Genomic DNA, 12298 nt, shown 5'->3' on the forward strand with positions numbered 1-12298 from the left:
ATGATGATTGTGTGAAAAGCCTCTCATTCAGAAAAGGCTCACATTAATTCAAGCACCAACGACTCAATTGAGGAGGATGGCTATGAATATCCATGAGTATCAAGGTAAAGAAATTTTACGTGACTATGGTGTGGCTGTCCCTAACGGTAAAGTTGCTTATACGCGCCAGGAGGCCGTTGACGCAGCAAAATCTTTAGGAACAGATGTAACCGTTGTCAAAGCGCAGATTCACGCCGGAGGAAGAGGTAAAGCCGGTGGTGTAAAAGTAGCTAAGAACCTGGACGAAGTCCGTACATATGCTGAAGAGATTCTCGGCAAGGTTCTCGTTACCCATCAGACTGGACCGGAAGGAAAAGAAGTGAAACGGCTTCTGATCGAAGAGGGCTGCGATATTAAGGACGAGTACTACGTCGGGCTTGTTGTGGACCGCGACACGTCCCGTATCGTTATGATGGGATCTGAGGAAGGCGGAACAGAAATTGAAGAAGTAGCCGCTGAAACGCCGGAGAAGATTTTTAAAGAAGTAATTGACCCGGTTACTGGTCTCATGCCTTATCAGGCACGCAGACTTGCATTTAATATGAATATTCCGAAAGAGCTGGTCGGTAAGACGGTTAAGTTCATGCTTGGACTATATAAGGCATTTGAAGAAAAGGATTGCTCTATTGCAGAGATTAATCCGCTCGTGACAACCGGGGACGGCAATGTCATGGCGCTTGATGCAAAAATGAACTTCGATTCCAACGCCCTCTATCGTCAAAAAGACGTGTTGGAGCTTCGTGATCTGGATGAAGAGGACGAAAAAGAGATTGAAGCGTCCAAATATGACCTGAGTTATATCTCACTCGACGGCAACATCGGCTGCATGGTCAACGGTGCCGGACTCGCAATGGCAACGATGGATATCATTAAACATTACAGCGGCGATCCTGCCAACTTCCTTGATGTTGGGGGCGGAGCGACAGCTGAAAAAGTAACTGAAGCATTTAAGATTATTCTATCCGATAAAAGCGTAAAAGGCATTTATGTTAATATTTTCGGCGGAATCATGAAGTGTGACGTTATTGCAGAAGGCATTGTGGAAGCGACGAAACAGATGGGTCTCGAGCTGCCGCTTGTTGTGCGTCTTGAAGGAACAAATGTGGAACTCGGCAAAAAAATTCTGGACGAATCCGGTCTCAACATCACATCTGCTGACTCAATGGCAGACGGTGCACAAAAGATCGTCCAGGCAGTTGGAAAGGCGGGTTAATACATGAGTATTTTACTGAATAAAGATACCAAAGTTATCGTGCAGGGAATCACCGGTGCTACCGGCCTCTTCCATACAAAGCAGGCTATTGAGTATGGTACTCAGATCGTCGGCGGTGTTACACCGGGTAAAGGCGGCACAGAGATCGAAGGAGTTCCAGTATTCAATACGGTGGAAGAAGCGATCGCGGAGACGAAGGCAAATGCTTCCGTCATCTACGTTCCGCCTCCGTTTGCTGCTGATGCGATTATGGAAGCTGCAGATGCAGGAATCGAGCTTGTCATCACGATTACGGAAGGTATTCCTGTCGTTGATATGATAAAAGTAAAGCGGTTCCTTGAAGATAAAGAGACACGTCTGATCGGACCAAACTGCCCGGGGGTTATCACACCGGAAGAATGTAAAATCGGTATTATGCCAGGCTACATTCATAAAAAGGGCCACGTCGGAGTTGTTTCACGATCCGGTACTTTAACGTATGAAGCTGTACATCAGCTTTCTACAGAAGGAATCGGCCAGTCGACGGCAGTAGGAATCGGAGGCGATCCGGTAAACGGAACAAACTTTATTGATGTGCTGAAGCTCTTCAATGAAGATCCTGACACTTACGCTGTCATCATGATTGGTGAAATCGGCGGTACGGCAGAAGAAGAGGCAGCCGAGTGGATTAAAGAAAACATGACGAAGCCTGTAGTTGGGTTTATCGGCGGGAAAACAGCTCCTCCAGGAAAGCGTATGGGACATGCCGGCGCAATTATTTCCGGAGGAAAAGGAACGGCGGATGAAAAGATCAGCACATTAAACAATGCTGGTGTGAAAGTAGCGGAAACACCGGCTGTAATGGGTGAAACACTCATTGAAGTTCTGAAAGAAAATAACATTTATGATAAGTGTGTCACGCACGCGGTAAATTAAGCCGCATCCGATTTTTTTGAGGCGTGGAAAGGGATTTTTCCCTTTCCACGTCTTTTTTTTGCAGAGACAGCTGTTTCTGATATTAATAAGAGGAGATGAATATATGAAACGAAATCAGCTTATCGCCCTTCATGAGGCAGCCCGCGGCAACAGCAGATTGGTGCATGCTGTATTAGAGGCAGACAGCGAGCTGAAGTGCCTTCATAAGGCGTCTGGTCCATTAAGCTCTCAATGGTCGTTATCGGTGCAAAAAACCGTGTGGCAGGCCCGTAAGACACTTCTAAGAGGGATTGAGTATCCGGCAGCAGATGTTCAGGCGTTGACACTTGCAGATGATGATTATCCTGCTCAGCTCCGCACGATTAGCTGCCCGCCTGCTGTTCTTTACTACAGAGGAGACATTTCAATAGTACAAACCCGTCTTCAGCTTGCTGTAGTAGGCTCCAGAAAACCTGGTCACTATGCAGTCGCAGCATTAAATCGGCTGATCCCCAATGGTGTACCGGCTCAAACAGTAATCATAAGCGGACTGGCAGGTGGAATTGACGGACTCGCACACCGCCTCGCATTAAAAGAAGGGTTCCGTACCGCTGCCGTTTTGGGGCATGGCCACCGTACCTGCTACCCCGCTGAAAACCGACAGCTGAAAGAACGGTTGGAACAGGATGAGCTCGTCATCAGTGAGTATCCTCCAAATATAAAGCCTGAACGATGGATGTTTCCTGAACGAAATCGGATTATAAGCGGGCTGGCCGATGCGGTGCTTGTCGTCAGTGCAGCTGGCAGAAGCGGCTCCCTTATTACAGCGGAAACAGCGCTTGAACAAGGCAGAGAAGTACTGGCAGTGCCGGGTTCTCCTGGAGAAGCTGCAGTGGAAGGGTGTAATGAGCTGATTCGGGACGGGGCTGGTCTTATCAGCAAACCAATTCATTTGTCAGAAGAGCTCGAAGCCTGTCTCAGACGGAAAAGTTGTTTGACAAATTGAGATAGAGTGTTTAATAATAGGGGAGATTCTTCAAAGTTGTAACAAGGGAGGAAAACTGTATATGTCCGATTACCTCGTAATCGTCGAATCTCCCGCTAAAGCGAAAACAATTGGAAAATATTTAGGGAAAAAATATGTCGTTAAAGCATCGATGGGGCACGTCATCGATTTACCTAAAAGTCAAATGGGTGTAGACGTAGAAGATAACTACTCTCCTAAGTATATTACGATCCGCGGGAAAGGTCCGATTTTAAAAGAATTAAAACAAGCCGCTAAAAAAGCGAAGAAAATCTATCTTGCTGCCGACCCCGATAGAGAGGGCGAAGCAATAGCGTGGCATTTAGCGGACAGCTTAAACATCGATAAAGATTCGAAATGCCGTGTGGTCTTTAATGAGATAACCAAGCAGGCCATTAAGGACTCATTTAAGCATCCGCGTGAAATCAACTTGAATTTAGTAGATGCTCAGCAGGCTAGACGAGTTCTGGACCGTCTGGTCGGCTATAATATCAGTCCGCTTCTTTGGAAAAAAGTGAAGAAAGGACTTAGTGCCGGCAGGGTTCAGTCTGTAGCGGTTAAAATGATCATTGACCGGGAAAATGAAATTATCGCTTTTGAGCCTGAAGAGTATTGGTCTATAACGGCTGAACTGGAGAAAGACGGCCGCCAATTTGAAGCTAAATTTACTCATGTGGACGGTGAAAAAACAGAACTTACTAGTGAAGCAGAAGTAAATAAAGTGCTGGAGCAGATGGATGGAAATAAGCTGAAGGTGGAAAAAGTGACGAAGCGCGAGCGCAAGCGCAATCCAGTTGTGCCATTCACGACGTCTTCTCTTCAGCAGGAAGCAGCAAGGAAGCTGAATTTTCGTGCGAAAAAGACGATGATGCTTGCTCAGCAGCTTTATGAAGGGATCGATATAGGAAAAAGCGGGACAACCGGTCTAATCACATACATGCGAACGGATTCCACACGTATTTCGGATACGGCAAAAGCTGAAACGAAAGCCTATATCGAATCCCATTATGGTAACGAGTATTTAGGAAAAGAACGAGAACAAAAGCAGTCGTCCAATTCCCAGGATGCCCACGAAGCTGTGCGGCCTACTTCAGCCGATCTTGATCCAAAAGCAGTGAAGCAGTATTTGTCGAGAGATCAATACCGGCTTTACAAGCTGATCTGGGAGAGGCTCGTTGCCAGCCAGATGGCACCTGCTGTAATGGATACGATGGCAGTTGATCTGGAAAACAACGGTATCCGCTTTCGGGCAAACGGCTCAAAAATGAAGTTTCCTGGTTTTATGAAGGTGTATATTGAGGGAAACGATGATGGAAAAGAAGAAAAAGACAGGCTTCTTCCGGATCTTGAGGAAGGGGAAACGACCGAAGCGCAAGGAATAGTACCGAATCAGCACTTCACTCAGCCGCCGCCGAGATACACAGAAGCGAGGCTTGTCCGCACGCTTGAAGAGCTGGGAATCGGGCGTCCGTCAACGTATGCACCGACGCTTGATACGATTCAGCGGAGAGGATACGTAGCTCTGGAAGACAAACGGTTTGTTCCGACAGAGCTTGGTACGATCGTACTCGAATTAATTGAAGAGTTCTTCCCGGAGATTTTGAACGTAGAATTCACTGCTTCGATGGAATCAAACCTGGATGCGGTTGAAGAAGGCAAAAACTCCTGGGTAGGAATCATTGATGACTTTTATCAAGGTTTCGAAAAACGGTTGAAGACCGCTGAAGAAGAAATGAAGGAAGTTGAAATAAAAGATGAGCCTGCCGGTGAAGACTGTGAGAAGTGCGGAAATGAAATGGTTTATAAAATGGGACGCTACGGAAAATTCATGGCGTGCTCTAATTTTCCGGAATGCCGTAACACAAAGGCGATTGTGAAGGAAATCGGCGTAGACTGTCCAAAATGTGAAAAGGGACAGGTCGTAGAGCGAAAAAGTAAAAAAAGGCGTATTTTTTACGGCTGTGATCAGTATCCGGACTGCGACTTTATATCTTGGGACAAACCGATTGCAAGACCTTGTCCGAAGTGTGAAAGCATGCTCGTGGAAAAGAAATCGAAAAAAGGCACGCACGTCACTTGTTCATCGTGCGATTACGAAGAAGAACGAAACTGAGCGAGGCGGCTAATGCCGCGTGTTCTCACGGAAGCTGTCTGGGCATTCTCAGGCGGCTTTCTGCTGTGACGAACGGGAAAGGAGTAAATACCAATGAATCAATCAGTTAATGTAGTGGGAGCAGGTCTGGCCGGCAGCGAAGCGGCATGGCAGCTTGCTGAGAGAGGGATCCACGTTCATTTATTCGAAATGCGGCCTGTCAGGCAGACCGCGGCACATCATACGGATAAATTTGCTGAACTTGTTTGCAGTAACTCTCTGCGGGGAAACAGTTTGACAAACGCTGTAGGAGTTTTAAAGGAAGAAATGCGTCAGCTGAATTCCGTTATCATCCGAGCTGCAGACGAATGCGCTGTTCCTGCAGGCGGAGCACTGGCGGTAGACCGCCATGAATTTGCGGCTAAAGTGACGAGCTTAGTAAAAGAGCATAAAAATGTTACGGTGCACACAGAAGAGGTGGAAGATCTGCTGGAGGGGCCGACAATTGTAGCAACTGGTCCACTTACATCAGAAAGCCTCGCAGCTAAATTAAAAGAGCTGACCGGTGAAGAATATCTGTATTTTTATGACGCAGCAGCTCCAATTATTGAGGTGGACTCGATTGACCGGGATAAAGTATATCTGAAATCCCGATATGATAAAGGGGAAGCAGCTTACTTAAACTGTCCTATGACGGAAGAGGAATTTAACCAGTTTTATGATGCACTCATAGCAGCGGAAACGGTACCGTTAAAAGAATTTGAGAAAAAAATGTTCTTCGAAGGATGTATGCCGGTAGAAGTTATGGCAGGCAGAGGACGTAAAACACTGCTTTACGGGCCGATGAAACCAGTGGGACTGGAGCTGCCTGAAAGCGGCAAACGGCCATATGCAGTCGTCCAGCTGCGGCAGGATAACGCGTCCGGCACTCTCTATAACATCGTCGGGTTTCAAACGCATATGAAATGGGGGCCTCAAAAAGAGGTGATTCGTATGATTCCTGGACTGGAGAACGCGGACATCGTGCGCTACGGGGTCATGCACCGTAATACGTTTGTTAATTCTCCTAACCTTTTGCGTACGACGTACCAATATAAAGACCGCAGCGACTTATTTTTTGCGGGTCAGATGACTGGTGTGGAAGGCTATGTGGAATCTGCTGCTTCCGGCCTTACAGCTGGCATCAATGCCGCAAGACTCTTGCATGATCAGGAACCGGTAACATTCCCTGAAGAGACAATGATCGGAGCAATGGCTCATTATATTACAAGTGCTAATCCTGATAATTTTCAGCCGATAAACGTTAACTTCGGACTGGTCCCTCCTTTTGAAAAACGAATCAAAGGCAAGCAGGAGCGCTATGAAAAGTACGCTGAACGAGCACTGGACTCCATTCAGAATTTTGTGAAAAAAATGTAAACATAATTGAAAGAGCTACTAAGGTGTGATACTATTTAGTAGCTCTAATTGTGTGGATAAAGTCCGGACTGGAAGGGATATTATGGATATTGAAATGAGTTCCTTCATTGATTATTTAAAAATGGAAAAGCGGTCTTCGCCTCATACGGTTCATGCGTATCAGCGTGACTTGGAGGAGTACCGTTCGTTTTTACATGGCCGCTATATGAAAACGATAGAGGACGCAGGAACGACTGAACTCAGAGGATTTTTAACCGAGCTTTATGCACACGGCACCTCGAGAAGGACGGTATCGCGAAAGCTGTCTTCACTCAGGGCTTTTTACCGTTACCTGCACCGGGAAGACGTAAATGCTGAAAATCCGGCAGCGCTGCTGTCAGCTCCTAAACAAGGCCGGAAACTGCCGGTCTTTTTCTATGAGGAAGAACTGAAGGCGCTTTTTCATGCGCTTCCGGCTCACACAGCTCTCGATATGCGCAACTTTGCCCTGCTTGAACTACTGTATGCGACAGGTATTCGTGTAGGGGAATGTGTAAAAGCGGATATTGCCGATTACGATAGAGATCTTGGTACCCTCCTCGTTCACGGAAAAGGCGGCAAAGAGCGGTATGTTCCGGTTGGGAGCTATGCCCAGGATGCACTGGAAATCTATCTGAATCAGGGAAGAGCTGAGCTCTCCCCAACTTGCGAAGCGATTTTCTTAAATTACCGCGGGAGCAGGCTGAGTGCCAGGGGGATTCAAAAAATGCTGCTCAAGCTGTCAGAAGATGCTTCTGTAAGCAGCAGAATCAGTCCCCATGTAATCAGGCATTCATTTGCTACACATTTGCTTAATGCAGGAGCAGATCTGCGGACCGTGCAGGAACTGCTTGGGCATGAGGGTCTGGCTGCGACGCAAATTTATACGCACGTTTCAAAGGACAGGCTGCGAACCGTTTACAATCAAAGCCATCCGAGAGCATAGAAAAGAGGGTTCACATGGAAAAAATCAAAGGGACAACTATATTTGCTGTTAAGCATAACGGCGGCTGTGCGATGGCCGGGGATGGCCAGGTGACATTTGGCAATGCCGTCGTCATGAAGCATTCCGCAAAAAAAGTCCGCAGGCTTTACCGCGGTAAGGTGACAGCTGGATTTGCAGGCTCTGTAGCGGATGCATTTACCTTATATGAAAAATTTGAAACAAAGCTTGAAGAATTCGGCGGTAACCTGCAGCGGGCTGCAGTTGAGCTTGCCAAAGAGTGGCGCAGTGATCGCGTGCTGCGAAGGTTGGAAGCAATGCTCATCGTAATGGATAAAGAAAGTCTTTATCTTATTGCCGGGACGGGCGAAGTGATTGAGCCTGATGACGGAATCACTGCTATCGGTTCCGGCGGTAACTACGCGCTTGCTGCAGGCAGAGCACTGAAAATGCATGCTCCGCATCTGACCGCCGCTGAAATAGCAGAAGCTGCGCTTCGAACGGCAGCTGACTTGTGCGTATATACAAATGACCATATCATTGTTGAAGAAGTGAGCAGTCATTGAAGGAGGTAACCCAGTGGAACGTGATCTAACCCCTGCTGATATAGTTGAACAGCTCGATCAGACTATTGTTGGTCAAAAGGCAGCAAAACGATCGGTCGCAGTAGCTTTGCGCAATAGATACCGCCGCAGCAAGCTCCCTCAGGAAGTACGCGAGGAAGTAACACCGAAAAACATTTTAATGATCGGTCCGACTGGTGTCGGGAAAACCGAAATAGCCAGACGTTTGGCTAAGCTTGCGAATGCTCCTTTCATGAAAGTAGAAGCGACGAAATTTACGGAAGTTGGCTATGTCGGCCGAGATGTCGAATCGATGATACGTGATCTGGTCGAAGCATCAGTGCGTCTCGTGAAGGAAGAAAAAACAGCGGCAGTCGGCAGCAAGGCAGATAAAGCTGCTGAGCGAAAGCTTGTAGAACTTCTGCATCCTCACAAAAAAAAGAAGAAAGCGCCATCCTATCGGAATCCTCTTGAAATGTTTTTTCAGGGTAATGAGGAAGACGATGCTGAAGAAGATGAACAGCCTGCCGCAAAGGACGAGTCCTATCGAGAAATCCGCAGACGAATTCAGGATCAGCTCGCGCAGGGAAAGCTTGAAGACGAAGAAGTGACAGTTTTTGTGGAAGAGCAGAGCCGGGGTCCAGCCGATATGTTTCAAGGCGGAATGGATCAGATGGGAATGAACATGCAGGAAATGTTCAGCAGCATGATGCCAAAGCAAAAAAAAGAAGCCGTGATGACAGTCCGTGAAGCGAGACCGGTTTTGCGCGAACAGGAAGCCCAAAAAATGATCAACATGGAAGAAGTCACTCGTGAAGCTGTAATGCGTGCAGAACAGCTCGGGATCGTTTTTATAGACGAAATTGATAAAGTAGCAGGAAAAGGGCAGCAGTCAGCTGATGTCTCCAGAGAGGGCGTCCAGCGTGACATTCTTCCGGTCATCGAGGGATCCACAGTCATGACGAAATACGGGCCTGTTAAAACGGATCATATGCTCTTTATTGGTGCCGGTGCATTCCACTTCTCGAAACCGTCTGATTTAATTCCGGAGCTGCAGGGTAGACTTCCTATAAGAGTGGAACTGACATCGCTTGGAACGGAAGACTTTGTTCGTATATTAACGGAACCAAAACATGCTCTGCTGAAGCAGTATACCGCTATGCTTGAAGTAGAAGGAATTCAGCTCAGCTTTGATGATGCAGCAGTCCTCAAAATCGCAGAAGCTGCTGCCGAAGTGAATGCCAATACAGAAAACATTGGAGCACGCCGGCTGCACACGATTTTAGAGCGTTTATTAGAGGATCTTCTCTTCGAAGCTCCAGAAATCACGATGCAGGAAATACGCATCACAGCCGATTATGTAGATGATAAGCTTTCCGCAGTAGCGCGCAATACAGATGTCAGTCACTATATTTTATAATTTATTGGAGGCAGATACAGATGGATTTACTATCTAAAACGAGAAAACTAAACGACCTGCTGCAAAAAAGCGGCGGTCAGGCTGTAAATTTTAAAGATATGGCAGTAACACTTCGCGATGTGATTGAAGCAAACGTGTTTATCGTAAGCCGACGCGGTAAACTGCTAGGCTATGCCATTAAGCAGGAAATTGAAAACCAGCGGATGAAATCGATGCTTGAGGAGCGTCAGTTTCCAGAAGGCTATACTAGCGGCTTGTTCAATATTGAAGAAACGTCTTCTAATTTAGATATTGAATCGGATTATACAGCTTTTCCTGTCGAGAACAAAGACCTGTTTAAAAACGGGCTCACAACAATTGTTCCTATCCAGGGAGGCGGGCAGCGGCTTGGTACGCTGATTCTTGCGAGATTGGATGAATCTTTTGATAATGATGATCTGCTTCTTGCAGAGTACGCATCAACTGTTGTTGGGATGGAAATTCTGCATGAGAAACAGGAAGAAATAGAGCAGGAGGCACGCAGTAAAGCTGTCGTGCAGATGGCAATCAGCTCATTGTCTTACAGCGAGCTCGAGGCTGTCGATCACATTTTTCAGGAATTAGATGGAAATGAAGGCCTTCTCGTGGCTTCAAAAATCGCGGACCGCGTAGGCATCACTCGTTCAGTAATCGTAAATGCCCTGCGTAAGCTGGAAAGCGCTGGAGTTATAGAATCCAGATCACTTGGCATGAAAGGTACCTATATTAAAGTACTGAACGATAAGTTTCTCGTAGAACTGCAAAAGCACAAAAATTAATAATGCATAGACATACTGAGAACAGAAATGCACTTGCGCATTTCTGTTTTTTTGTGCATAACTACTATACTTCATAGGGCAGGTTGTGAAACAAAAGAATAAACAGCAGTGCCTGTGTAACTTTAATCGGAGGAAGAGCCGTTTAGACTGTAGCGGAGATTAAGCGTGCCTTGTTAGCTGCCTGCCGGTCTGTTAGAAAAGTCAAGCAGCTTATATATTTATTCAAATGATTTTATTTTCCCCCTGCTTACCGAGCCTGCCGTGAGCTGGCCTTCAGCTATTTCTCAAGAGGACCCTTTTCTGCAGGGAGAATGTCGCGGGAAGCAGGCGCGGCTTCGCTCGGACACAGGCTTCTCACGAGAAGCCTTCAAAAGCCAGTCCGGCTCCGCTCTTGCGTTGATGCCGTTCGCAGATCTGAACGGCACGGCATCTTCAGACTTCACGGACACGACGGACACCCCTGTTCAATTTGAAACGTCTCATTGGGAAGGTTCTATCCTGTTTGGAAGCTGATCGTGCCTTTATAACCAGGCACATGAAACGGACTGCCAGCTGCCGACATAGAAGGACCTCTTCATAGAACGAGGCGAAGATCCGGCGGACAGCAGGAGGGAAAGCTGATCACGTTCCCTCCGGAAAGTGAGTGTCCGCAGATACAGGCAATTTAACGATATTCACTCAAACAGACTTTATCCATAGTCTGACCCGCAAGAATGTATGTGTGCGAGCTATTCGTCATCAATTATACATGGCAGATGCATTAGTCCAATCGTCTCTCTTTTTACATGTTTTCATAGATTCACATAAAATTAACACCTGTTTTGCAAGTAATGTGCTATTGTTCGAAAAGAGAATAAAAAATTCGACAAAATATTTCTTGTCTTTTAGTCTTATTTTAATAGGGACTTTTGCATTTACTTGTTGCAAATTGATAATTACCTTGGACAAAAGGCTTACATTTTAATACTATTAGAGTAGTTTAATCTCGCATTAAGGTCATAAAGGAGGATATTAACGCATGAATCTCTTACATAATGACAGGATGACTTTGATGGAAAATGCATTAAATGCTTCAGTTCTTCGTCAGAAAACGACAGCTTCTAATATCGCGAATGCGGACACACCTGGATATAAAGCACAAAAAACGGTATTTCAGCATGCCCTGGATGAAGAGGAGACGAAACTGTCTGCAAGAAGAACGTCTGACTACCATGTTCACTTTAGTGAACATTCAAATGGTCAAGCATATGTATCGGAAAGCCGAGGCACCACTTACAACCATAATGGGAATAATGTGGATATCGACAAAGAAATGAGCAGCATGGCAGAAAATCAAATTTATTATCATTCCCTGATTGAGCGGATGAACAGTCAGTTTAATTCGATTCGAACGGCGATTGGGAAAGGGAGGTAGCTAATCCATGTTTAATGGGATGAATGTCAGTGCGTCAGCGTTAACAGCTCAGCGTTTAAGAATGGACGTCACGTCAGCCAATATGGCTAACGCTGATTCGACACGTGGAAGAATGGTCGACGGAGAGTGGGAGCCCTACAGACGGAAGCTTGTTCATATGCAGTCCCAGCAAAATCAGGACTTCAGGGCGCATATGCAGCGTGCCGGGGCCGGCAGTGAGCCTGCAGGAGTCACAATCAGCTCAATTGGCGAAGACATGACACCGTTTAAAGAAATGTATCAGCCGGATCATCCCGATGCTGATGAAGACGGGTATGTACAGCTGCCAAATGTGGATCCGTTAAAGGAAATGATTGATCTAATGGGGGCATCAAGATCGTACGAAGCGAATATTACAGCATTTGACGCGCATAAAAGCATGTTGATGCGTGCGCTGGAGATTGGAAGATAAATAAAAAGGGG

At 46.4% G+C, this 12298-nt stretch carries 11 protein-coding genes; all 11 read left to right on the forward strand.

Going from position 1 to position 12298, the window contains the following annotated elements:
* Positions 1 to 82 precede the first annotated feature (82 nt).
* A complete protein-coding gene (gene sucC, locus ACFO4L_RS03220) occupies positions 83 to 1252 on the forward strand; it encodes an ADP-forming succinate--CoA ligase subunit beta (RefSeq protein ID WP_377908213.1) in 1170 nt (389 codons plus the stop codon).
* Between the two features lie 3 nt (positions 1253 to 1255).
* Positions 1256 to 2167, forward strand: a complete 912-nt coding sequence (sucD, locus tag ACFO4L_RS03225) for a succinate--CoA ligase subunit alpha (protein ID WP_377908214.1) — start codon at positions 1256 to 1258, stop codon at positions 2165 to 2167.
* Positions 2168 to 2270: 103 nt separating this feature from the next.
* Positions 2271 to 3152, forward strand: coding sequence for a DNA-processing protein DprA (dprA, locus tag ACFO4L_RS03230; RefSeq protein WP_377908215.1), 882 nt, complete (start codon positions 2271 to 2273; stop codon positions 3150 to 3152).
* A gap of 61 nt (positions 3153 to 3213) precedes the next feature.
* Positions 3214 to 5283 carry a type I DNA topoisomerase gene (topA, locus tag ACFO4L_RS03235; RefSeq protein ID WP_377908216.1) on the forward strand — a complete coding sequence of 690 codons (2070 nt, stop codon included), beginning with the start codon at positions 3214 to 3216 and terminating at the stop codon, positions 5281 to 5283.
* A gap of 93 nt (positions 5284 to 5376) precedes the next feature.
* Entirely contained in the window at positions 5377 to 6681 is a 1305-nt protein-coding gene (gene trmFO, locus ACFO4L_RS03240; protein WP_377908217.1) for an FADH(2)-oxidizing methylenetetrahydrofolate--tRNA-(uracil(54)-C(5))-methyltransferase TrmFO, read from the forward strand.
* A gap of 82 nt (positions 6682 to 6763) precedes the next feature.
* The gene (gene xerC / locus ACFO4L_RS03245; protein ID WP_377908218.1) at positions 6764 to 7645 is read left to right on the forward strand and encodes a tyrosine recombinase XerC; all 882 of its coding nucleotides are present in this window, start codon (positions 6764 to 6766) and stop codon (positions 7643 to 7645) included.
* 14 nt (positions 7646 to 7659) lie between these two features.
* A complete protein-coding gene (gene hslV / locus ACFO4L_RS03250) occupies positions 7660 to 8208 on the forward strand; it encodes an ATP-dependent protease subunit HslV (RefSeq protein ID WP_377908220.1) in 549 nt (182 codons plus the stop codon).
* 13 nt (positions 8209 to 8221) lie between these two features.
* Positions 8222 to 9625 carry an ATP-dependent protease ATPase subunit HslU gene (gene hslU, locus ACFO4L_RS03255; RefSeq protein WP_377908222.1) on the forward strand — a complete coding sequence of 468 codons (1404 nt, stop codon included), beginning with the start codon at positions 8222 to 8224 and terminating at the stop codon, positions 9623 to 9625.
* A 20-nt stretch (positions 9626 to 9645) separates the two neighbouring features.
* Positions 9646 to 10422 (forward strand): GTP-sensing pleiotropic transcriptional regulator CodY, encoded by a 777-nt coding sequence (gene codY / locus ACFO4L_RS03260; protein WP_377908223.1) that lies wholly within the window; start codon positions 9646 to 9648, stop codon positions 10420 to 10422.
* Between the two features lie 1051 nt (positions 10423 to 11473).
* Positions 11474 to 11836, forward strand: a complete 363-nt coding sequence (gene flgB / locus ACFO4L_RS03265) for a flagellar basal body rod protein FlgB (RefSeq protein WP_377908224.1) — start codon at positions 11474 to 11476, stop codon at positions 11834 to 11836.
* Between the two features lie 7 nt (positions 11837 to 11843).
* Positions 11844 to 12287 carry a flagellar basal body rod protein FlgC gene (flgC, locus tag ACFO4L_RS03270; protein ID WP_377908225.1) on the forward strand — a complete coding sequence of 148 codons (444 nt, stop codon included), beginning with the start codon at positions 11844 to 11846 and terminating at the stop codon, positions 12285 to 12287.
* Positions 12288 to 12298 lie beyond the last annotated feature (11 nt).

The organism is Bacillus daqingensis (assembly GCF_042654445.1).
In the GTDB taxonomy this organism is placed as follows: domain Bacteria; phylum Bacillota; class Bacilli; order Bacillales; family Salisediminibacteriaceae; genus Alkalicoccus; species Alkalicoccus luteus.